The following is a 22,332-nucleotide window of genomic DNA, read 5'->3' as shown; positions in this document are numbered from 1 at the left end:
AGTGAAGAGCGATTAGCTCATTAATTCGTTCATTCATTGACGTGGATACGGTCCGAAAACCGTATACGCACTGGCTTCATTCATTCACTCGTTGTTCAGTTTTCAAAGGGCAATGCTGCTTTTTTCTGTGCCGCCGTTCTTTAACAGCGACTCTTTTAATATATCATATATCGCCTAGTCATGCAAGCTTTTTTTTGAAGTTTTTTTCTTCCAGCTTGCCGACAGCTGCTTGAGAAAACCAAGCCGTTTGAAGCGACAAAGAATAATTTATCACATGGGTAACTGTTCTGTCAACAAAGAAATATCTGGATTTGTAGAGCTTGAATAAATAAATGTTTTAACTCTTTTAAAATATGTACTTAATTTGTTGAAATAAGGGAACGCCCGTTCTATAATTATAAACAGTTTAGAAATGGTTACTTATGATATTCGAGAAATTAGAGCTTGATGATGCACTGGATATTAAACTGCCTCCCTCCATTGGTAAAACAACAGATTCTTGATAAGGGGAGATTTATCTTGATAAAGTTGTTTCAGTATAACTGGTTTACAAGGAATGAATGGTTTGAATTATTCAAGCAAGTCCCGGAGGAGGAATTGCTGCGTAATCGTGGACCAAGCTGTATTCTTTATATACTTTTCCATATTTGTGATGTGGAATATAGTTGGATTCGCGGAATACAAGGCAGGCCGGATATCCAAATCCAGTTTGAGAACTATAAGACACTTGAACAAGTTAAAGAACTTTCCGATTCATGGATCAAAGAAACAGAAGTATTCCTAAATACATGGTCTGATGATTGTGAAAATGAAATTGTGTCCGTATCGTGGACTGAAGGACGTTACACCAAAGGTGAAATATTACGGCATGTTATCGCTCATGAAATCCATCATAAGGGCCAGCTTGCCCTCTGGGCAAGAGAAATTGGGCTCCAACCCATATCAGCCAATGTAATAGGGCGAGGATTGTTTGGAATCTGAGCTTCGAGAAGACGCGACTGTCGCCGTCCTTCTAACGAACCCTTTAATTAGAAAGTTGATCTATTTTTTTGCCTTAATGAACTTAAACCTTCTGTTGTGATAAATAAAGAAAAGAGGGGACGCGCCCCTCTTTCAGCCATTATTCATTATCCTCGGATTCTTCATCCATATCTGTTTCAGGTTCCTCGTCCGGATCCTTTCTGACGACCGTCGCAGTAATTTCCGGCCCTTCCTCCAGAACCTCTTCCTCTTCTTCGCTCTTATCCACTCTGGCGACCGTAGCTACTTCATCATCTTCTTTAATATTGATCAAACGTACGCCTTGAGTATTGCGTCCCATAGTCGATATTCCCGCCATACTCATCCGAATAATCGTTCCTTGCGCAGTTATGATCATCAGATCCTCGTCTTCTTTAACAACCTTCAGCCCGACGACGAAACCGTTCTTGCTTGTAATGTTGAGGGTCTTGATTCCTTTGCCGCCGCGGGTTTGAATCCTGTAATCATCGATCGGCGTCCGTTTGCCGAAACCTTTGGAAGTAACTATCAGGACGTCATTATGCCCCTCGACTACATCCATATCGATGACTTCATCGTCTTCAGACAAATGAATTCCTTTAACGCCTGTGGCGGATCTGCCCATCGAACGAACGTCATCCTCTTCGAAGCGAATCGACATCCCCATCTTCGTTCCCATGATGATTTCTTGCTGTCCATCGGTCAAGCGGACTCCGACCAGCCGGTCTTCTTCCCGGATATTAATCGCAATTAACCCGCCCTTGCGGATATTGCCGTAATCCTGCAGCGGCGTTTTCTTAACGATTCCCTCTTTGGTAGCGAAGAACAAGTATTGATCGGAATCGAAATTCTCGACCGGGATCACCGCATTGACGGTTTCTCCCTGCTCTATCTGAATCAAATTAATGATCGGCGTTCCTCTGGCCGTCCGGCTTAAATCCGGGATTTCATAAGCCTTAAGCCGGTACACCTTCCCTTTGTCCGTAAAGAACATCAGGTAGTGGTGTGTATTGGATACAAACAAATGTTCGACGAAGTCATCATCCTTCGTATCCATTCCGACTACGCCCCGGCCTCCGCGTCTTTGAGCGCGATAGGTTGTTACGGGAAGACGCTTGATGTACCCGGAATGAGTGATCGTAATGATCACATCTTCCTGAGGAATCAGATCCTCATCTTCAATGCTGTCTTCACCGATCGTAATTTCGGTCCGTCTTTCGTCACTGAACCGTTCTTTGATTTCTTCCAGCTCATCGCTGATGATACCTAGAATAAGGCTCTCATTAGCCAAAATTTCTTTCAGTTCCGCAATTTTCTGCAGCAATTCGGCATATTCCTCTTCGATCTTCTCGCGCTCCAAGCCAGTCAGGCGCTGCAGACGCATATCGAGAATAGCCTGAGCCTGTTCATAGCTGAGAGCGAACGTATCCATCAAGCCCTGACGCGCAATGTCAGTCGTTCTGGAGGAACGAATCAGACTGATGACCTCGTCCAAATGATCGAGAGCTATACGCAGACCTTCTAAGATATGTGCCCTTGCTTCAGCCTTGCGTAAATCGTACTCGGTCCGCCGGCGTATGATTTCCTGCTGATGCAGCAAATAATAATGGAGGACCTCTTTAAGATTTAAAATCTTGGGCTCTTTATTGACAATCGCCAGCATAATGATCCCAAAATTACTTTGCATAGCCGTATGCTTGTACAAATTGTTTAATACGACATTCGGGTTGACATCCTTGCGAAGCTCAATCACGATCCGCATACCATTGCGGTCTGATTCGTCACGCAGATCGGTAATGCCGTCGATTTTCTTGTCGCGCACCAGCTCGGCGATGTTTACGATCAACCGGGTCTTGATAACCTGGTAAGGAAGCTCATTAACAATAATACGGGCCTTGCCGTTGGCTTCCTCAATCGTTGCTTTCGCACGCATGGTAACGGAGCCTCTTCCTGTAGAGTAGGCCTGCTTGATTCCTTCTCTGCCAAGAATGTATCCGCCCGTCGGGAAATCGGGCCCCTTAATATATTGCATCAGCTCAAGCGGAGTAATGTCTGGATTTTTGATCAGCGCCTGAACGCCTTCGATAACTTCGCCAAGGTTGTGAGGAGGAATGGCCGTAGCCATGCCGACAGCAATCCCGGATATCCCGTTAACCAGCAAGTTGGGGAAACGCGAAGGCAGGACTGCCGGCTCTTGTTCCTCGCCATCATAGTTCGGTACGAAGTCAATCGTTTCTTTGTTAATATCGCGCAACAGCTCCATAGCGATCTTCGACAGGCGGGCTTCGGTATATCTCATGGCCGCTGCAGAATCCCCGTCTATAGAACCAAAGTTACCGTGGCCATCCACCAGCATATAGCGAAGGGAGAAGTCCTGAGCCATCCGAACCATCGTTTCATAAACGGCAGAATCTCCATGCGGGTGATATTTACCGATGACTTCTCCAACTATTCTGGCCGATTTCTTATATGGCTTATCGGGCGACATGCCCAATTCAGACATCGCATACAGAATTCTGCGGTGAACCGGCTTCAAGCCATCCCGGACATCAGGGAGCGCACGGCTGACGATGATACTCATCGCGTAGTCCATGAACGATTCCCGCATTTCCGAGCCGATATCTCTTTCTTTGATTTGAGGTTGCATTTCTTCGGCCATCGTTTACCTCCTGATCGTTCTGCAAAACCCGGCCAGCCGAAAATTAGGGAAAATAGATTTTCCCGCCATTTCCACAGTCATTTGAATGCCGGCCAGCTTTTATATATCCATTGTTATTATATTACTTTCACAACTTTTGCACAATTAAACGAACTTTGGGCGGCTCATACAGCCGGAACTTACGGATTTATTTTTTTAAAACGCCTCCGCTTTCCGCACCTATAATGTCTCCCGCAAGTTTGTCCTATAAGTTTAAAAAGAAGGCTCCGTGCAAACAGAACCTCCCTTTTCGGAATTAGCTTGATCAATTGTTAAATGTCCAGGTTGGTTACATACTTGGCATGCTCTTGAATGAAATCCCGCCGGGGCTCGACATTATCTCCCATCAACGTATCGAAAATAAGGTCGGCATCCATAGCATCCTGAATACTTACCTGCAGCAGTGTCCGGCTTTCGGGATCCATCGTCGTTTCCCAGAGCTGGCCTGCATTCATCTCGCCCAGACCTTTGTAACGTTGGACATTCACTTTGGCCCCGTCTCCAAATTCGGCCATCATTTCTTCCCGCTGCTTGTCGTTATAGGCATAGCGCACCGTTTTGTTGCGTTCTAATTTGTACAATGGAGGCTGTGCAATATATACATAACCTGCCTCAATCAGCTTGCGCATGTAACGATAGAAGAACGTGAGCAGAAGAGTACGGATATGAGCTCCGTCCACATCGGCATCGGTCATAATGATCACTTTGTGATAACGTGCCTTCGATATATCGAAATCTACCCCGATTCCCGTACCCAGGGCGGTGATGATCGCGCGAATTTCCGCGTTGGACAAAATCCGGTCCAGACGGGCTTTTTCAACGTTCAATATTTTACCCCGCAGCGGAAGAATAGCTTGAAAATGCCTATCCCGGCCCTGCTTGGCGGAACCGCCGGCCGAATCTCCCTCTACGATAAAAATTTCACTAATGGACGCATCCTTGGAAGAACAATCCGCCAATTTCCCAGGCAATGAACTGACTTCGAGCGCGTTCTTGCGCCGGGTCAGCTCGCGGGCTTTACGAGCGGCCTCCCGTGCTCTGGCCGCCTGAATCCCCTTCTCCATAATTTTCTTGGATACCGAAGGATGCTCCTCCAGAAATTCCTGCAGCTTCTCGGAGAAGAGGGACTCTACAATCCCGCGCACTTCACTGTTGCCCAGCTTCGTCTTGGTCTGCCCCTCGAATTGCGGTTCAGGAATTTTCACCGAAATAATTGCCGTCAGACCTTCACGGACATCATCTCCGGTAAGATTCGAATCGCTCTCCTTGATGGAATTCGATTTGCGCGCGTAATCGTTCAGAATTCTCGTTAACGCACTTTTGAAGCCGGACTCATGGGTTCCGCCTTCATGGGTGTTTATATTATTGGCGAATGAATAAATGTTTTCGGCATAGCTGTCGTTATACTGCAGAGCGATCTCTACCTGGATGTTATCCTTGGTTCCTTCGGTATAAATCGGCGGGTCATGCAGCACTTCCCGGTTCCGGTTCAAATATTCGACGAATGAAATAATTCCCCCGTCATACTTGAATGTATTGGAGGCATCTGTCCGCTCATCGAACAGATTGATCTCGATCCCTTTATTGAGAAAAGCCAGCTCCCGAAGTCGCGATTGTAATATTTCGTAATCATATTCGACGGTTTCCGTAAAAATTTCCGGATCGGGCAGGAAAGTAATCTTCGTTCCCGTTTCTTCCGTTTCTCCGATCACTTTGAGATCGTATTGAGGAACGCCGCGTTTATATTCCTGCAGATGAATTTTTCCTTTTGTTTTGACCTGAACCGTAAGATGAGCGGACAGGGCATTAACGACCGACACCCCGACTCCGTGCAATCCGCCAGATACTTTATATCCGGAATCTTCCCCGCCGAACTTACCGCCTGCGTGAAGCACCGTCAGCACAACCTCGACTGCGGGCTTCTTCATCTTGGCATGTTCCCCTACAGGAATTCCGCGTCCGTTGTCAGTTACTGAAATGCTGTTGTCTTTATGAACGGTAACATCAATTCGGGTACAGTAACCGGCCAGAGCTTCGTCAATGCTGTTATCGACGACTTCCCATACCAAATGGTGAAGACCTCTGCTGCTGGTGGAACCGATGTACATCCCTGGACGTTTTCTGACCGCCTCCAGACCTTCCAGTACCTGTATCTGATTCTCGTCATAAGTATTTGGATTCAATGACATTACCCTTCACCTACTTTTCAAATTTCCGGACAGATAAGGCTAATGAATTTGCAATTGACTTGCTCTTTTATTCAGTGTTGCAGATGAAATAGGGGAATAATAAACTTTATGGACTGTAACGACGATCGACTTGCTATCCTCTTCGCCTATCACTTCGATTTTTTTATTTTTTAACGCATGGGTAACAAATTGTTTGGAAATTTTCGAATTTTTTTCGATCGAGAGGTCAAATATAGCTACTAACTCGTTAGCGCGAATGATCTTTTCTCCTCCCAAATGAATGAACATAGGCTCAACCCCTATTCGGATAGAAATCGATGGAATAGCCGTCACTTATCCTGTACCGATCCGTTCTTAACGTGATATATAGCTGCATCCGACAGCTTATCCATATTAACACTGTCCAGGGCGGTCGTCGTGATAAAGGTTTGAACCTTGTCCTGAAAGGTCTCGATCAGCTGGGTTTGCCGATACGGGTCCAATTCGGACAAGACATCATCAAGCAAAAGAACAGGGTACTCTCCCAATTCTTCGTGAATCAGCTCGAGCTCGGCCAGCTTCAAGGAAAGTGCGGCCGTCCTCTGCTGGCCTTGGGACCCGTAAACCTGAACCTCTTTGTCATTGATAAAAAACATCATATCATCACGATGAGGCCCGACTAGTGTTGTACCGCGCCTTATTTCCTGATCTTTCATCTGTTTTAACTTTATCATAAATCGCTCAAATAGAATAGTTTCCTCTTCGGGATCACCGGTTTCTATGGAGGGACGGTACTCGACCCGGAGCTTTTCGAGGTCGTTCGTTATGCCCGAATGGATATACTCCGCCCATTTTTGCAGTTTTTTTAAAAAGCTTTGCCTTTTTTTGATGATTTTAGAACCATACTGGGCCAACTGCTCGTTCCAAATTTCAAGCATCGGGTCCGTGGCGGCAGGAAAGCCGGGCAATTGCTTCAAGTAATTGTTCCGCTGGTTCAGCACCTTCTGATACTGGGTCATTTCATACAGATAGCCAGGGTGAACCTGGCCGATCTCCATATCAAGGAACCGCCGGCGGATTCCGGGAGCGCCCTTGACAATTTCCAAATCCTCCGGGGCAAACATGACTACATTTAGCGTTCCGATAAAATCACTGAGTTTTTTTTGCTCGAGGCCATTAATTTTAGCCTTTTTGCCCTGGGGAGTAACCGAGAGACTGAGCTTGCACAAGCCGTATTTCTTGTCCACTTCCGCATAGAGCTGGGCATAGGGTTCATTCCAGCGAATTAGCTGCTTATCATGATGCGTACGATGAGATTTGGACAGTGCAAGGACATAGATCGCTTCCAGCAAATTGGTTTTCCCTTGGGCATTAGGACCTATAAAAATGTTGACCTTATGGTCGGTATTCAACTCTATTTCATCATAGTTTCGGTAATTTTTAATAGCCAGCCTATTAAGAAACAAGTGATTTCCTCCTAAGAGCCCGCTTTAACGCAAAGCTCCGCTTCGCAAGGCAAGAGCAATGATTCCACACTTTCATCCATAATGAAAGAAAGGGGTCCTCTTTGTAACATACGACTCCAGTTATCTATTCTATGCGGCACTTTATTCTTTGGAGACAAGCTTGCCGTTTCAACTGCTCGGGCCTTCGTTTAAGAACGCCGGACTTGAAATTCCCCACAGCCGTCCACCTGAATAATATCGCCGGGAACAAGCTTTCGGCCCCGCCGGTTTTCCGGCTCCCCGTTAACGAGAACCTTCGTTTCCTGTAGAAATATTTTGGCGTGTCCGCCGGTGGACACACAGTCAGCCAGCTTGAGAAATTGCCCCAATGCAATATACTCCGTCGAAATTTCGATAGATTTCATTCTTACTCCTTTATTAGCTGGTAGTCCGGTAGGGAAGGATGAGCTGCAAAATTCTCGTGCCGTCCTCCGGCTGGATAACAATCGGGTTCATCGGTCCGGTAAATCCGATATGCACGAATTCGCTATCGATTACTTTTAAGGCATCGAGCATAAATTTGGAATTGAATGAGATCTGCAGAAGATTTCCGGAATGGCTGCTGACCGGAAGCACTTCTTTGACCTTGCCGAGATCGGATGAGCTGGACGAAATTTCGATCGTTTGATCGTCGTTCATAACCAATTTTACGATATTAGCCTTGTTCTCTCTGGTAAGCAAATAAGCCCGGTCAATCGCGTCCATTAACGATTTGGATTTTATAACCATTTCTGTCTGGAATTGCTGCGGGATTAATTTACTGGTATCCGGATATACGCCTTCCAGCACCCGAGTATAGAACAGAACATTGCTCAGCTTGAACAGCACGAGTGTTTCGGTAAAGACGATATCGATCAAGGAGTTATGATCCGGCAATATTTTGTTCAGCTCGCTTAAGGTTTTACCGGAAATGACGACGCTCTTGATTACCTGGTCCGGAGGGGTATCGATTTGAGATTCCCGGCTGGCCAGACGATGGCGGTCGCATCCGATCAGCTTGAGATTATTCTCGGTCAAGGACCAGAGAACTCCAGTCAGAATCGGTGTCGTTTCGCTTGTGGATACAGCGAAGGAGGTCTGCTTGATCATTGCCTTCAGCAGATCGCTAGACATCGAGATGACTTTCTCCTCATCGACTTGGGGGAGAAGGGGATATTCCTCCGGATCGAATCCGACTAATTGAAACTCGGCTGTTCCAGAACGGATGATCGTTTGATGATTTTCGCCGGCTTCGATTTCTATTTGTTCGGAAGGCAGCTTGCGCACCATTTCCATGAAAAATTTGGCGGGCAGCACGACGCTACCAGTTTGGACCAATTGCACATTTTCTATCCCATCATTCTCCAATGGAATAAAGGATTGGATGGAAATGTCCGTATCGCTTGCCGTTAACATAACTCCTTTAGGAGTAGCATCTATCTTTATTCCGCTAAGGATTGGAATGGTTGTGCGGCTGGAAATCGCTTTCGACACATGCTGGATCGACTCGCTCAGCTGGTCTTTTAAAATCGTCAGTTTCATAATTTCACTCCCGGGTTCTTAAAATAAGAAACGGCTCATAACCTGTATTATAGCAAACTCGAAAAAGCCGGCATAATGTATGCAGCTTGGGAAAAATGAGAAAGACTCCTGAATAGAATTTAAAGCTGAGCAGGACACAAAACTTCCATTGTGGAAAATGTGGCTTCGCTGAACGCTTTTCTATTTTAAATTATATCTTTTTTTTAGTAGTAATAGTAGTAGGCGGCCTGAATATGTGGATATGTGAATAAAAAAGACAAGAATCAAGCCTATCCACATGTGAATAGATTGTGCATAGGCTTCTTCGTTATCAACTGGGATTTTTAATTTTTTCGGTCAGATTCTGAATGATCTTGCCCAATTCCGGATCTTGCTTAAGCGTCATTGTAATTTTGTCGTGGGCATGAATAACGGTCGTATGATCTCTTCCTCCGAAGGCTTCTCCAATTTTGGGAAGGGAGTAGTCGGTGAGTTCACGAGACAGATACATCGCGACCTGCCTTGGAAAAGCGACGGCTTTCGTCCGTTTCCTCGCCTTGAAATCCTCCAGCTTCAACCCGTAAAATTCCCCGACCTTCTGTTGAATATCCTGAATGGTAATTACTTTGGGCCGGGAGGAAGGGATAATATCCTTCAACGCATCGGCCGCCAGGGAAACGGTAATGTCTTCGTTAATAAGAGAAGAATAAGCGACTACGCGAATCAGGGCGCCTTCCAGCTCGCGGATATTCGTATCAATATGATTGGCGATATAGACCATGGCTTCATTCGGAATTTCCAGATTCTCCGCTTTGGCCTTCTTGCGCAGGATGGCGATTCTGGTCTCCAGATCCGGAGGCTGAATATCTGTGATCAAGCCCCATTCGAACCGGGAGCGCAGCCTCTCCTCCAGGGTCGGGATTTCTTTCGGCTGCCTGTCGCTTGAAATAATAATTTGCTTACTTTCTTCGTGCAGAGCATTGAAAGTATGGAAGAATTCCTCCTGGGTCTGCTCTTTGCCGGCGAGAAACTGAATATCATCGATGAGCAGAACGTCGATGTTGCGGTACTTGTTCCGGAAGCTCTCGCCGCGGTTGTCACGGATCGCGTTAATAAATTCGTTCGTAAATTTCTCGGAAGATATATAGAGAACCCGCGCATTGGGATTATGCTCGAGTACATAATGTCCGATGGCATGCATTAAATGGGTTTTGCCAAGTCCCACTCCACCATATAAAAATAGCGGATTATACGATTTCGCAGGCGCTTCGGCCACAGCTAAAGAAGCCGCATGGGCAAACCGGTTCCCGGCGCCGATAACGAACGTATCGAACGTATATTTGGGGTTCATCATACTGGCGTAAGACCATTCTTCCTGAACGGCGGTCTCGGGTTGAACCGGTGCTGCGGTTTGTATGGATGGAGGCTGGGCAGGGGAGCCGTCCTCAATGACGACCTCTACGGTCACATCCTTGCCTAAACATTCGTAAACCGTCGCCTTGATCATCTTGGCATACCGGGTTTCCAGCCATTCGCGTGCAAAATTGTTAGGAGCGCATATGACAAGGAGGGTATCGGTAAATACCTTTGCTTGGGTAGATTTAAGCCACGTATCAAAACTGGGCTTGCTTAGCTTGGTTTGAATTTCTGAAAGTACTTGTTGCCATAAGTTATTGACATGGCTTTCCACAAACAGTCACTCCTTTAAAAAACGTGGCGACAGCCATTGAATATATTGTCATATCAAGGAACAACATGTCAATTATCCACATTATCAAGGGAATTAGAAGGGTTATTGGGAAGGAAAAGTTCAAATTGTTCACAATATTATCCACAACATGTTGATAATTTCTATGTATTTGATAAATATCCACAGGCGAAAACAATTTAAATATATCAAAAAGAGGGAGAGGATTCAATGGAATTCGATAAATTATCCACAATTTCGCCAACTTGTGAATAGATTCGATGCACATACCTGTCCAGTGTTTATAAATTGTTGATATTTCGACAGAGTTCTGCTAAATTTGCCACAAAATTATTCACAGCCTTCCGTGGATGAAAATAGCGCGGGCTCCAGAGTGAAGTCCGGTTGACTTTTGGCCTGCGAGATGATTTAATTATTAGAGGTATTTTTGGGATGTAATTCCTCGGGGAGGTGCTATATAATGAAACCGACTTTCCAACCGAACGTAAGAAAGCGTAAAAAAGTACACGGTTTCCGTAAGCGCATGAGTACGAAGAATGGCCGCAAGGTAATTCAAGCTCGTCGCCAAAAGGGCAGAAAAGTACTGACTGCTTAATTTTTTTGAGACCACTTGCGAGTGGTCTTTTTTCCTGTTTGGTGCCCGGTGTCTCCTTGCCTGGCTTACAGGGACTGAATTTATACCAGGATTCGGTCCTCGGGAATATGAGGGTTCGGAAGGAGGAAGCCCCGGAGGATCAAAGCCGGCATAACAGCCGGCAGTGCAAGTTTTAAATAAGGCAAAAATGTTAAACCTAGAACTAAATAGATTGCTGTAATCAAGATCCGGCCGTTCATGGAGTGCGTTACCTTATACTTGCTGTCCGAAAGGCCTGTCCCAATAGAAAGGGCGGAGCATGTGGATGGAGGCTTATAAACCACATTCTCTTTCGGAGCAAGGGAAGGTTAAAGTTTTCTTGACAAATTGGGGAGTTCGCAGTGCATAAACAGAATCGTTTGGCCAAAAGAGAAGATTTTAGTAAAGTGTACCGCTGGGGCAAGTCGACTGCGAATCATCAGTTTGTGCTTTACCGGAAGGAAAAGAACGCCTCTCAGCCATTGAGGGTAGGGGTATCGGTGAGCAAGAAGGTAGGCAATGCAGTCGTCCGTAATCGGATCCGCAGAGTGGTCAAGGAAATTATCCGCTTGAATATAGACCGTATTGAAGGGAATGCGGATCTTATTTTCATTGCCCGAAAACCGGCCGCCGATATGTCTTATCATGAAATGGAGAAAAGCTTGTTCCATGTCCTGAAAAAAGCGGGCTTGTTCAAAAAGAAATAATCGATAAATATTTATTTGTTACAGTAGTTATGATATATTGTTTTTTGATGTATGATTTGCTCTATTGAGCATTATTGGAAGGTTGAGTAAGCGGCTGTTAACGATTTCTGCCTTCTTTCTATTTAGTAGAACGGGAGATATTATGCCGCATTTGCTGCAATAGAAGGAAGAAGCCCGTTTACCGAGCGCTCTCTTTCCATTCTATTTGGCAATAGAACGTCCTTTAAACGCGGTCGCTCATCCATGAAATACTCCGATAGGAGTTTTTCTCATAATATAAGAAAGTATAAGTTTCGCCTTATACCTGTTCTTATATTTCATCGGTAAACGCGCCTGTCCAGAGGACGGCGATAGCCGTTTATCCTTATATAATATAGAAAGTTTTGGATTGGAGAACGAACGAATGGCAGACGTCTAGGAAGCCGGGTTGGTTATCCCACAAAACTTCCGGGAGGATTTGATATTGATTCGTCGCTTCTATAAGTTAATACCGCTGGGATTGTTGGTGCTGCTGTTATCTGCCTGTAGTCCGACGCAATTCAGTCCCATTGATCCGAACAACGGAATTTGGGACAAGTATTTCGTTTATCCGCTTTCCAGTGTACTGAACTGGTTCGCCGATATGCTGTGGGGCCAATACGGATTATCCATCCTGATCGTTACAGTGATTATCCGATTCCTCGTTTTGCCGCTTACGCTGAAGCAATACCGCAGCTCGAAGCAAATGCAAGCGATTCAACCCGAATTGATGAAAATTAAAGAGAAGTACAAGGACAATCCGCAAAAGCAGCAAGAAGAAACCATGAAGCTGTTTCAAAAGCATAACGTCAACCCGTTAGCGGGATGCTTGCCTTTACTTGTTCAGATGCCGATTCTGATTGCACTGTATAATGCGATTATGCGTAATGGGGAAATCGCTAACCATTCTTTCTTGTGGATGGAGCTGGGTAAGCCCGATCCGTTCTATGTACTGCCGGTGCTGGCCGCTTTGACGACTTATTTGCAGCAGAAGGTCATGTCGACCCAAGTGAGCAATTCGCCCATGCAGGCCCTGTTATTTATTTTCCCGGTGCTTATCTTCGTAATGGCTATGAATTTTCCGGCTGCGCTGCCTTTGTACTGGGTATACAGCAACATCTTCACAATCATACAATCCTATATTCTTTATAGACCATCTAAAAAATAGGGGTGGCCATTTCTAATGAAGAAGATTGTGGTTTCTGGAAAAACGGTTGAAGATGCCGTAAAGCAAGGGTTAGGAAAGTGGGAAGTAACGGAAGACCGAGTTAAAGTAAACATTCTTGAACAGCCCTCGAGAGGGCTGTTTGGACTAATTGGTGCCAAGGATGCGAAGGTAGAGCTCGAATTAATTCCTGATCCGATTGAGGAAGCTGTGGCATTTCTTAAAGATATTTTTCGGACGATGAATTTGCGTACGGATATCGATGTTCAGGCCGGAAGGGATTTGACGACGTTCGACTTGAACGGGGAAGAGTTAGGGATATTAATCGGAAGAAGAGGGCAAACTTTAGATGCTCTCCAATATTTAGTAAATATTGTAGCTAACCGTTATTCCAATACCCATGTTAAAATAGTGCTGGATGCCGAAGATTTCCGGAGCCGCAGAAGAAAAACATTAGAAGATCTCGCCATGCGATTGGCTTCCAGGGTTATCAAGAGTAAGAAGGAAGTCATTCTGGAACCGATGTCTTCCCTTGAACGCAAAATTATCCATTCCAAACTACAGGATCACCCTTCGGTGAAAACATACAGTAAAGGGGAAGAGCCGAATCGCAGAGTGGTGATCGCCTTAAAGTAGGAACGGTGCAATGACTTCTTGCCGAAGAGGGAGTCATTGCTTTTTTTCTTTCCATACCGATTAAGCTGCTCAGGAGGTGGTAATAGAATGATTCATGATACGATTGCGGCTATTGCAACACCGCTGGGAGAGGGAAGTATTGCGGTTATTCGGGTCAGCGGGCAGGATGCCATTCCTAATGTAGAACAGGTGTTTAAATCTAGAACAAGACTGACCGAAGCGGCCACCCATACGGTGCACTACGGGTTTATTCAAGATCCGGAGTCACTGGAGAAGGTCGACGAGGTGCTGGTTACGGTGATGAGAGCCCCACGCTCGTTTACGATGGAGGATGTTGTCGAAATAGGCTGCCATGGGGGATTGGTGTCGGTTAAGAAAGTGCTGGATCTTCTGTTGAGCAAAGGCATTCGGCTGGCTGAACCGGGGGAGTTCACGAAGAGGGCTTTCTTGAATGGACGGATTGACCTTTCCCAGGCCGAGGCGGTAATTGATTTGATTCGCTCCAAATCGGACCGTGCTTATAAAATAGCCATGAAGCAGGCGGAAGGGTCACTTTCCCAACAAATTAAGCAGTTGAGGCAGCAGTTGGTGGAGCTTATGGCCCATATAGAGGTGAATATCGATTATCCAGAGCATGATGTCGAGGAAATGACCAGTGCATTCATTGTCGACAAAAGCAGGGAAGCGATCGCCAAAATAGATGAATTATTGAAAACGGCGGAGCAAGGAAAAATAATACGCGAGGGAATCGTAACGGCTATAGTGGGCCGTCCGAATGTAGGGAAATCTTCTCTGCTGAATGCCCTTGCCCAAGAAAACCGGGCGATCGTAACGGATATTCCCGGGACCACTAGAGACGTTATTGAAGAGTATGTTACGATTAACGGGATTCCGTTGAAGCTGTTGGATACAGCGGGAATTCGCGAAACGTCGGATGTTGTCGAGCAGATCGGTGTCGAGAAATCGCGAAGCGCATTGTCGGATGCGGATCTGATCCTGCTTGTCCTTAATGCGGGCGAGGAGCTGAATGACGATGAGCTGCAATTGCTTGAGCAGCTTAAAGACCGACAAGTAATTGTTATCGTCAACAAAATCGATTTGCCCCGGAAGCTGGATATCGGAAGATTGTCCTCTTTCCTGGATGAAGAGCGTATTGTAATGATGTCGGTCCAGGAGAACAGGGGGATGGAGGAGCTGGAGAAGGCCATCTCCGCCATATTCTTCAGCGGGCGGCTGGAGTCGAATGATGCGACTTATGTCAGCAATGTCCGCCACATTCATCTGCTTAAGGAAGCTAAGGCTTCCCTTCGGGAGGCCATGATGGCGGCGGAGCAATTCGTGCCCATCGATATGATTCAAATAGATGTACGCAACAGTTGGGAGCAGTTGGGAGAAATTATAGGGGATTCCGTTGGAGAATCACTGATCGACCAAATTTTCTCACAGTTTTGTTTAGGGAAGTAAAAAGGTAAAATAGGATCTGGGTGAGGATAATATCCTTTAAAATCGGGCGCTTATTTAGGAACGAAAGATAGGATTTTTCGTCGGATTCCAAGCCTTATAACTATATATAAGATACTAGGAAGGAGCACGTTGATGTCGAAACTCGGCGCAAAGTGTTCCCAAAACCGTTTAACTTTTCATATAAGAAAAAGGATAAGGAAGGTGAAAATGATGGGATATGATGCAGGTCATTTTGATGTCATCGTCATCGGGGCGGGGCATGCCGGTTGTGAGGCGGCTCTAGCCGCTGCGAGAATGGGCTGTCAAACATTGTTGCTGACCATCAATTTGGATATGATCGCCTTTATGCCGTGCAATCCTTCGATTGGCGGGCCGGCCAAAGGGCATGTCGTCCGTGAAGTGGATGCCTTGGGCGGGGAGATGGGACGGAATATCGACAAGACCTATATTCAGATGAGGATGTTGAATACGGGGAAGGGACCGGCCGTTCACGCCTTGCGGGCTCAAGCGGATAAGTTTCTGTATCAGCAAACGATGAAGGAAACCATCGAAAAGCAGGAGCGCCTTAGCCTGCGCCAAGGAATGGTGGAGGATCTGATTGTCGAGGACGGAGTATGCAAGGGAGTCGTCACGAAGACAGGGGCTCAATATTTTGGCAAGGCGGTTGTTCTCACAACAGGAACCTATTTAAGAGGAAAAGTAATTATGGGAGAGCTCATGTATGAGAGCGGTCCGAATAACCAGCAGCCATCGGTGAAGCTGTCCGAATGCTTGAAGGCTCTGGGCTTCGAGCTGGTCCGCTTCAAAACAGGCACTCCTCCGCGGATTAATAAGGAAACGATCGATTTCACGAAGATGGAAATTCAGCCCGGGGACGAGAATCCCAGCCATTTTTCCTATGAAACGACAGAGAGCATCAAGGACCAGCTGCCATGCTGGTTGACTTATACATCGCCGGAGACGCACGACATTATAAGTAACAATTTGCACCGGGCGCCGATGTTTTCGGGTGCGATCGAAGGGGTCGGAACCCGTTATTGTCCTTCTATTGAGGATAAAATCGTGCGTTTCGCCGATAAGCCGAAGCATCAAATTTTTCTGGAGCCGGAGGGAAGGCATACTTCGGAGTATTATATACAAGGTCTCTCCACCAGCATGCCGGAAGAAATCCAGATTCGCATGATTCGGTCTGTGCCGGGCCTGGAAAAAGCGGAGATGATGAGAACCGGTTATGCCATTGAATATGATGTGATTGTCCCTAACCAATTGTGGCCCACATTGGAAACGAAGCGAATTCGTTCGCTGTTTACGGCAGGACAGCTTAACGGAACATCCGGGTATGAGGAAGCCGCTGCCCAAGGTATTATGGCAGGCATAAATGCGGCCCGCCAGGTCAAGGGGGAGGAGCCGGTTATTCTCGATCGATCTCAGGGATATATCGGAGTTCTGATCGATGACCTGGTGACGAAAGGAACTAACGAGCCTTATCGTTTGCTCACTTCCCGCGCCGAATACCGGTTGCTGCTGCGTCATGACAACGCCGATCTGAGGCTGACCCAGATAGGTTACGATATCGGACTGATTCCAGAGGAACGCTACAGAAAATTCGTTCAGAAGAAAGAGATGATTGAACAGGAATTGGAACGGCTGAAGCAAACGAAAGTCAGACCGGAGCCGAACGTTCAACAAATCTTGAGGGAAGCCGGAACGGTTGAACTGAATAATGCGGTTGAATTGGGCTCTCTTCTGCGCAGGCCGGAAGTGACTTATGCCCACATTGAGGCGATTTCCCCATCGCCGGTTGAATTGCCGGAGGACGTTAAGGAACAGGTGGAAATTCAATTCAAATATTCCGGTTATATCGAGAAGCAGCTGCAGCAGGTAGAAAGGTTGAAAAAGATGGAGAAGAAGAAGATTCCGGAGGATATCGTCTATGACGACATTCATGGAATTGCGATCGAGGCCCGGCAGAAGCTATCCAAAATCCGTCCGCTGTCGATTGGCCAGGCTTCACGTATTTCCGGGGTTTCACCGGCGGATATTTCCATCCTCCTTGTTTATTTGGAACACTATAATCAAGTAACGGCGGCCAGATCACAATGAGCAGCGAATCGGTAGCGGCATCGTTTGCGGGTCGGCTCAAGCAGGAAGGGATCGAGCTGATCCCGGTTCAGTTGGAGCAGTTTGCAACGTACTACAGAGAATTGGTAACATGGAATGAGAAGATGAACCTGACGGGGATTACGGAAGAGGAGCAAGTGTATATCAAGCATTTTTACGACTCCCTCTCTCTGTCCTTCTTCCTTGACCTTCAAGAGATCAGAACCTTGGCTGATATCGGATCAGGGGCCGGATTTCCCAGCATCCCTTTGAAAATTGCGTTCCCGCATCTTCGGGTAACCATTATCGACTCATTGAAGAAGAGAATAGGTTTTCTTGAGCATCTTGTTCAACAGCTATCTCTTTCGGAAGTCGAATTAATTCATGGAAGAGCGGAAGATTGGGGCAGACAAAGCGGATACCGGGATCACTTCGATATGGTAACCGCCAGAGCCGTCGCCAGACAAAGTGTGTTGAACGAGTTTTGTTTGCCCTTTGTCCGTAAGGGCGGTTGGTTCGCTGCAATGAAAGGCACCAATCCTCACGAAGAAGTGGAGGAATCCTCATTCAGTATGATAGAACTGAAAGCCAAGCTGGTGCAGATCTATCGCATGGAATTGCCGATCGAGCAAGCGGAAAGACATATCGTTGTGCTGCAAAAAACGGGGGAGACCCCGCGCAAGTATCCGCGGCCGGCAGGAACTCCGCTTAAGAAGCCGCTGGTTAGAACATAAACTCAAACACCTCACCAGCTATATGCGAAATTTTGTGACAAAAACAAAAATGTTTCACGTGAAACAATAAATTCATGTCTGTCAGGCAGGATATTTCTTGTCTGTGGAGAATTTATTATTACGGATATTTATTGTGAAAGAGTTAGGTGGGTAAAGACAGGATGAGGGAACAAATATCTAAGCTCTTTGGTTTCACGGAAAGAACGCCTTCGGACGAAGTGAAGCAAATACCCGTTCAGGATATTCTACCGAGTCCTTATCAACCAAGGACCGTATTTGATGAAGAAAGAATAGATGAGCTGCTCCAGACGATTAAGACTCATGGCGTTATTCAACCAATTGTAGTCCGGGTCCGCGAAGGAAAGTTTGAGATTATTGCGGGCGAACGGCGCTGGAGAGCTGTTAAGAAGCTTGGACTGGAAACAGTCCCGGCCATTATACGGGAATTTAACGATGCTCAGGCAGCCTCCATTGCCCTCATCGAAAACCTTCAGAGGGAAGGACTAACGGCTATTGAAGAAGCGGTTGCTTATCAGAAGCTAATGGAGCTGCATCAACTGACTCAGGAAAGTCTGGCCCAAAGATTGGGGAAAAGCCAATCGACGATTGCCAATAAAATCAGGCTTCTGCAGCTAAGCGAGCCTGTTAAGCAAGCGCTTATGGAACGGAAAATTTCGGAGCGTCATGCACGGGCTCTGTTATCTTTGGACAATGAAGAGCTTCAGTTGAAGCTTCTGGACGAGATCATTACTAAAGATTTGAATGTAAAACAGACGGAAGCCAGGGTTAACTTCTACAATGAGGCGAGCAAGCCCAAGAGGAAGAAGAGAATTACTTTCTCTAAAGATGTGAGGCTGGCAGTCAATACAATCAGACAGTCCGTGGACATGATTTCGAGTTCGGGTATGAACATTAGTACAGATGAGAAAGACTTCGAAGATCATTACGAAATCATCATATCGATTCCTAAACAATAAAGCGTATGTTTCGAATAAAAAACTGCGGCGATGGCCGCTTTTTTTGTCGAGCAATCGTGCCGTTGGCAGGGTCCGGCCTACGGTTCATTGGTTAATTCGGTTGATGTGAATAACGATATTGAGGTGAACCAATGTGTCAAAGATTATTGCCATTACTAATCAAAAAGGAGGAGTTGGCAAAACAACCACCTCAGTAAACCTCGGCGCATCCTTATCGGCGTTAGGAAAAAAGGTGTTGTTGGTCGATATAGATCCCCAGGGGAATACGACTAGCGGAATAGGTGTGAACAAAGCGGATGTCGTTTACTGTATCTACGACATTATTATTAACGATGTTCATCCTAAAGAAGCTATTTTAGATACAAACCTGCCAAATTTGAAGGTGATTCCGGCAACGATCCAGCTTGCCGGCGCCGAAATCGAATTAGTGCCTACGATATCCAGAGAGGTTCGCCTGAAGAAATCTCTGCAGCTTGTAAAGCACATGTTCGACTATATATTGATTGACTGTCCTCCTTCCCTCGGCATGCTGACTCTTAACTCTTTAACGGCGGCCGATTCTGTCATTATACCTATCCAATGTGAATATTATGCCCTGGAAGGATTAAGTCAATTGTTAAATACTGTACGGCTCGTGCAGAAGCACTTGAATACCTCTTTGCAGATTGAAGGAGTTCTTCTAACGATGTTTGACGCTAGAACGAATCTCGGTATTCAGGTCATAGAGGAAGTAAAGAAATACTTCCAGCAGAAAGTATACCGGACCATTATTCCGCGCAACGTTCGTTTGAGCGAAGCGCCCAGTCACGGTCAGTCCATAATAACCTATGATCCACGCTCCAAAGGGGCAGAAGTGTATATGGAATTAGCGAAGGAAGTGATTGAACTTGAATAAAAGACTGGGTAGAGGATTAGACGCTCTAATTCCTTCATTAAATATTAGCGATGACGATAAAGTAATTGAAATCCCCCTTTCACAGCTCCGGCCTAATCCATATCAGCCTCGAAAAACATTTGATGAAGAAAGCATTCAAGAGCTTGCCGCATCGATTAAAGAGCATGGCGTTATTCAACCGATTATTGTAAGGACAGTCCTCAAAGGGTATGAAATTATTGCAGGAGAGAGACGGTTCAGGGCCTCTCAGCTATCAGGACAAGCTACGATTCCGGCTGTCGTTAAGAAGTTTTCCGATCAGCAAGTGATGGAGATTGCTCTAATCGAGAATATTCAGAGAGAAGACTTGAATGCGATAGAGCTTGCTCAAGCGTATCAATCGTTGGCGGAACAGTTTTCTCTTACTCAAGAGGAGCTTGCGATGAAGGTAGGAAAGAGCCGGTCCCACGTAGCGAACTTCTTGAGATTGCTGCAATTGCCGGAGGAAATCAAAAAATATGTTTCACGTGGAACATTATCCATGGGACATGCCCGGGCGATTGTCGGAGTAAAGAACGACAAGCTGAAGAAGGAGTTTGCAGAGCTGACGATTCGTGAACAGTGGAGTGTACGTGAGCTGGAAGAAGCGATTCAGAAGCACGAAGAAAAGTCGAAGAATGAGCCTAAAACGAAGCCGAATAGAAAGAGAGATCCATATATTCATCAAGTAGAGGAAACATTAAGAGATTTCTACCAAACAACTGTAAAGATCAAGCATTCCAACAACAAAGGGAAGATTGAGCTGCTATATTATTCTAAAGAAGATTTGGAAAGGCTGCTTGAGCTGCTGCAGGGAAAAACATCTTAAGGGTAAAAGGTAAGATTGCTTGTAGAGTTGGAGAAATCATTGTCACCCCGGTTTCTTGGAGAGATAAGAACGTTTGTTGTAGGAATATATAAGCATACCGAGGTTTTCCGAGAGTAAACCGACAAGGTATGCTTTTCTTGACCAAACTAGAGAGTTTAAGTTTATAAATGCATTAAAAGTAGAACAACTTCTCATTGGCATAAAAAGTTTCCGCTAAAGATGGATTCGATTTCTTCGAAAAGGCTTCATTTTTCTCGCTAAAAAGCTGCAGTGAAGTTGATGGATAGTCGGGAATTAGAGTGAATGATTATAAAGGTGGAAATTTGACGGAAGGAGGGGGGAGGGTGCCTCATATATATTTTGATAATGCCGCTTCCTCTTGGCCGAAGCCTCCTGAAGTTGCAGAAGCTATGATTGCATGTATGGAAGAAGCGGGGGCTAATCCGGGAAGAGGAAGCCACAGCATGGCGGTGAGGGCAAGCCGGATTGTATTTGAAGCACGCACTCTGGTGGCCAAGCTGTTTGGAATTCGCAATCCGAATGATATCGTCTTTACCTCCAATGCGACCGCAGCTCTGAATTTAGCCATTAAAGGCTTTGTGCGCCAAGGAGACCACGTCATCTGTACCTCGATGGAACATAACTCGGTAAGACGGCCTTTGGAATATTTGCGAAGGACCAGAGGGGTTCAAATTACTTATTTGCAGGCTGATAAACAGGGGAAAATAAGTATGGATGAAGCGGCTGCAGCCTTTCAGCCGGAAACTACGCTATTTGTTTGCAGCCATAGCTCTAATTTGCTGGGTACGATACAGCCAATAGCCGAGTTTGCGGAGCTGTGCCGACATAACGGTGTCAAGCTGCTGGTTGATGCGGCTCAGACGGCAGGGACGGTGCCGATAAATGTTGCTGAGGAAGGCATCGATATGCTGGCCTTTCCCGGGCATAAGGGTTTGCTCGGCCCACAGGGTACCGGGGGGCTATATATATCCCCTGAGATCGATTTGGAGCCGATTCTTCATGGAGGAACGGGAAGTCAATCGGAGGAGGTGGATCAGCCTTCCGTTCGCCCGGATCGATATGAAGCGGGGACGCCGAATACGGTTGGGATTGCCGGATTAGCAGCAGGGATCAAGTTTATCATGAAAGAAACGGTGGAACAGATCCATAGGAAGGAATGGGAATTGACGCAGTTAATGATGGAGGGGCTGCGGAACATTTCCGGCTTGCGAATACTCGGTCCGGATTTAGGGGAAGACAAGACAGGAATTGTCTCTTTTGTGGTGGAGAATGCGGATGCTTCGGAAATCGCTTTTCAATTGGACCGCGAATATCGGATTGCCGTCCGTGCCGGTTTTCACTGCACGCCTCTCGGTCATGAAACGGCAGGGACAACAGCTACAGGGGCCGTTAGAGCCAGTGTCGGTTATTATTCGACTGTGGAGCAGGTGGAATGCTTAATTAAGGCGATGGAAGAAATTTGCCGAGGATATAAGAACCAGGGGAAAGAGAAAAACTAATAAAGAATTTTCATTAGAAGAGATCAAAATTTGAAAAATAGGAGCCGAGGGTTGCAAGCCTAACCTCTTATATTTAGA

General features: G+C 46.1%; 19 protein-coding genes. 12 read left to right on the top strand and 7 right to left on the bottom strand.

Features of this window, described 5'->3' with window-relative positions; all coding sequences use genetic code 11:
* Nucleotides 1–519 precede the first annotated feature (519 nt).
* Nucleotides 520–981, top strand: a complete 462-nt coding sequence (locus ACTHRH_RS19495; protein ID WP_144937147.1) for a DinB family protein — start codon at nucleotides 520–522, stop codon at nucleotides 979–981.
* A 139-nt stretch (nucleotides 982–1,120) separates the two neighbouring features.
* Here the strand turns inward: ACTHRH_RS19495 and gyrA are convergent, their stop codons facing one another.
* The 7 genes from gyrA to dnaA all read right to left on the bottom strand — a co-directional run bounded on the left by gyrA (nucleotide 1,121) and on the right by dnaA (nucleotide 10,560).
* Nucleotides 1,121–3,658 carry a DNA gyrase subunit A gene (gyrA, locus tag ACTHRH_RS19490; RefSeq protein WP_150960410.1) on the bottom strand — a complete coding sequence of 846 codons (2,538 nt, stop codon included), beginning with the start codon at nucleotides 3,656–3,658 and terminating at the stop codon, nucleotides 1,121–1,123.
* A gap of 311 nt (nucleotides 3,659–3,969) precedes the next feature.
* Entirely contained in the window at nucleotides 3,970–5,886 is a 1,917-nt protein-coding gene (gyrB, locus tag ACTHRH_RS19485) for a DNA topoisomerase (ATP-hydrolyzing) subunit B (protein WP_150960411.1), read from the bottom strand.
* 39 nt (nucleotides 5,887–5,925) lie between these two features.
* Entirely contained in the window at nucleotides 5,926–6,174 is a 249-nt protein-coding gene (remB, locus tag ACTHRH_RS19480; protein ID WP_144937138.1) for an extracellular matrix regulator RemB, read from the bottom strand.
* Between the two features lie 41 nt (nucleotides 6,175–6,215).
* Nucleotides 6,216–7,331, bottom strand: coding sequence for a DNA replication/repair protein RecF (gene recF, locus ACTHRH_RS19475; RefSeq protein ID WP_379291012.1), 1,116 nt, complete (start codon nucleotides 7,329–7,331; stop codon nucleotides 6,216–6,218).
* Nucleotides 7,332–7,519: 188 nt separating this feature from the next.
* Nucleotides 7,520–7,735: a S4 domain-containing protein YaaA gene (gene yaaA / locus ACTHRH_RS19470; RefSeq protein WP_144937132.1), complete on the bottom strand. Its 216-nt coding sequence runs from the start codon at nucleotides 7,733–7,735 to the stop codon at nucleotides 7,520–7,522.
* A gap of 13 nt (nucleotides 7,736–7,748) precedes the next feature.
* Nucleotides 7,749–8,891 (bottom strand): DNA polymerase III subunit beta, encoded by a 1,143-nt coding sequence (dnaN, locus tag ACTHRH_RS19465; protein WP_150960413.1) that lies wholly within the window; start codon nucleotides 8,889–8,891, stop codon nucleotides 7,749–7,751.
* 310 nt (nucleotides 8,892–9,201) lie between these two features.
* Entirely contained in the window at nucleotides 9,202–10,560 is a 1,359-nt protein-coding gene (gene dnaA / locus ACTHRH_RS19460; RefSeq protein WP_144937124.1) for a chromosomal replication initiator protein DnaA, read from the bottom strand.
* 478 nt (nucleotides 10,561–11,038) lie between these two features.
* Between dnaA and rpmH the strand changes: the two genes are divergently transcribed.
* From rpmH to ACTHRH_RS19405, 11 genes are all read left to right on the top strand, one after another.
* Nucleotides 11,039–11,173 carry a 50S ribosomal protein L34 gene (rpmH, locus tag ACTHRH_RS19455; protein ID WP_144937121.1) on the top strand — a complete coding sequence of 45 codons (135 nt, stop codon included), beginning with the start codon at nucleotides 11,039–11,041 and terminating at the stop codon, nucleotides 11,171–11,173.
* Nucleotides 11,174–11,553: 380 nt separating this feature from the next.
* The gene (rnpA, locus tag ACTHRH_RS19450) at nucleotides 11,554–11,898 is read left to right on the top strand and encodes a ribonuclease P protein component (protein WP_144937118.1); all 345 of its coding nucleotides are present in this window, start codon (nucleotides 11,554–11,556) and stop codon (nucleotides 11,896–11,898) included.
* 463 nt (nucleotides 11,899–12,361) lie between these two features.
* Nucleotides 12,362–13,084: a YidC/Oxa1 family membrane protein insertase gene (locus ACTHRH_RS19445; protein ID WP_144937115.1), complete on the top strand. Its 723-nt coding sequence runs from the start codon at nucleotides 12,362–12,364 to the stop codon at nucleotides 13,082–13,084.
* Nucleotides 13,085–13,099: 15 nt separating this feature from the next.
* The gene (gene jag / locus ACTHRH_RS19440) at nucleotides 13,100–13,717 is read left to right on the top strand and encodes an RNA-binding cell elongation regulator Jag/EloR (protein WP_144937112.1); all 618 of its coding nucleotides are present in this window, start codon (nucleotides 13,100–13,102) and stop codon (nucleotides 13,715–13,717) included.
* Between the two features lie 87 nt (nucleotides 13,718–13,804).
* Nucleotides 13,805–15,181 (top strand): tRNA uridine-5-carboxymethylaminomethyl(34) synthesis GTPase MnmE, encoded by a 1,377-nt coding sequence (gene mnmE, locus ACTHRH_RS19435; protein ID WP_144937109.1) that lies wholly within the window; start codon nucleotides 13,805–13,807, stop codon nucleotides 15,179–15,181.
* A 210-nt stretch (nucleotides 15,182–15,391) separates the two neighbouring features.
* A complete protein-coding gene (gene mnmG / locus ACTHRH_RS19430; RefSeq protein WP_144937152.1) occupies nucleotides 15,392–17,284 on the top strand; it encodes a tRNA uridine-5-carboxymethylaminomethyl(34) synthesis enzyme MnmG in 1,893 nt (630 codons plus the stop codon).
* On the top strand, nucleotides 17,281–18,015 hold the full coding sequence (gene rsmG / locus ACTHRH_RS19425; RefSeq protein WP_144937106.1) for a 16S rRNA (guanine(527)-N(7))-methyltransferase RsmG: 735 nt from the start codon (nucleotides 17,281–17,283) through the stop codon (nucleotides 18,013–18,015). Before mnmG ends, rsmG begins: the two co-directional genes overlap by 4 nt.
* A 161-nt stretch (nucleotides 18,016–18,176) precedes the next feature.
* On the top strand, nucleotides 18,177–18,992 hold the full coding sequence (noc, locus tag ACTHRH_RS19420; protein ID WP_144937103.1) for a nucleoid occlusion protein: 816 nt from the start codon (nucleotides 18,177–18,179) through the stop codon (nucleotides 18,990–18,992).
* Between the two features lie 133 nt (nucleotides 18,993–19,125).
* Nucleotides 19,126–19,887, top strand: a complete 762-nt coding sequence (locus ACTHRH_RS19415; RefSeq protein WP_150960416.1) for a ParA family protein — start codon at nucleotides 19,126–19,128, stop codon at nucleotides 19,885–19,887.
* Nucleotides 19,880–20,734, top strand: a complete 855-nt coding sequence (locus ACTHRH_RS19410; RefSeq protein ID WP_144937097.1) for a ParB/RepB/Spo0J family partition protein — start codon at nucleotides 19,880–19,882, stop codon at nucleotides 20,732–20,734. The genes ACTHRH_RS19415 and ACTHRH_RS19410 overlap by 8 nt, the downstream gene beginning before the upstream one ends.
* 344 nt (nucleotides 20,735–21,078) lie before the next feature.
* Nucleotides 21,079–22,254: an aminotransferase class V-fold PLP-dependent enzyme gene (locus ACTHRH_RS19405; protein ID WP_440417160.1), complete on the top strand. Its 1,176-nt coding sequence runs from the start codon at nucleotides 21,079–21,081 to the stop codon at nucleotides 22,252–22,254.
* The last annotated feature ends 78 nt before the right edge of the window (nucleotides 22,255–22,332 follow it).

Origin of the sequence: Paenibacillus sp. SAFN-117 (assembly GCF_051966115.1) — a bacterium.
GTDB lineage: Bacteria > Bacillota > Bacilli > Paenibacillales > NBRC-103111 > Paenibacillus_L > Paenibacillus_L residui.
This window is presented reverse-complemented; position numbering and strand designations above follow the sequence as displayed.

What these genes read in the sequence shown, in the direction of transcription:
- gyrA (WP_150960410.1), bottom strand. Translation starts at nt 3,658, where the DNA reads ATGGCCGAAGAAATGCAACCTCAAATCAAAGAAAGAGATATCGGCTCG.
- gyrB (WP_150960411.1), bottom strand. Translation starts at nt 5,886, where the DNA reads ATGTCATTGAATCCAAATACTTATGACGAGAATCAGATACAGGTACTG.
- remB (WP_144937138.1), bottom strand. Translation starts at nt 6,174, where the DNA reads ATGTTCATTCATTTGGGAGGAGAAAAGATCATTCGCGCTAACGAGTTA.
- yaaA (WP_144937132.1), bottom strand. Translation starts at nt 7,735, where the DNA reads ATGAAATCTATCGAAATTTCGACGGAGTATATTGCATTGGGGCAATTT.
- dnaN (WP_150960413.1), bottom strand. Translation starts at nt 8,891, where the DNA reads ATGAAACTGACGATTTTAAAAGACCAGCTGAGCGAGTCGATCCAGCAT.
- rpmH (WP_144937121.1), top strand. Translation starts at nt 11,039, where the DNA reads ATGAAACCGACTTTCCAACCGAACGTAAGAAAGCGTAAAAAAGTACAC.
- jag (WP_144937112.1), top strand. Translation starts at nt 13,100, where the DNA reads ATGAAGAAGATTGTGGTTTCTGGAAAAACGGTTGAAGATGCCGTAAAG.
- mnmE (WP_144937109.1), top strand. Translation starts at nt 13,805, where the DNA reads ATGATTCATGATACGATTGCGGCTATTGCAACACCGCTGGGAGAGGGA.
- mnmG (WP_144937152.1), top strand. Translation starts at nt 15,392, where the DNA reads ATGGGATATGATGCAGGTCATTTTGATGTCATCGTCATCGGGGCGGGG.
- rsmG (WP_144937106.1), top strand. Translation starts at nt 17,281, where the DNA reads ATGAGCAGCGAATCGGTAGCGGCATCGTTTGCGGGTCGGCTCAAGCAG.
- noc (WP_144937103.1), top strand. Translation starts at nt 18,177, where the DNA reads ATGAGGGAACAAATATCTAAGCTCTTTGGTTTCACGGAAAGAACGCCT.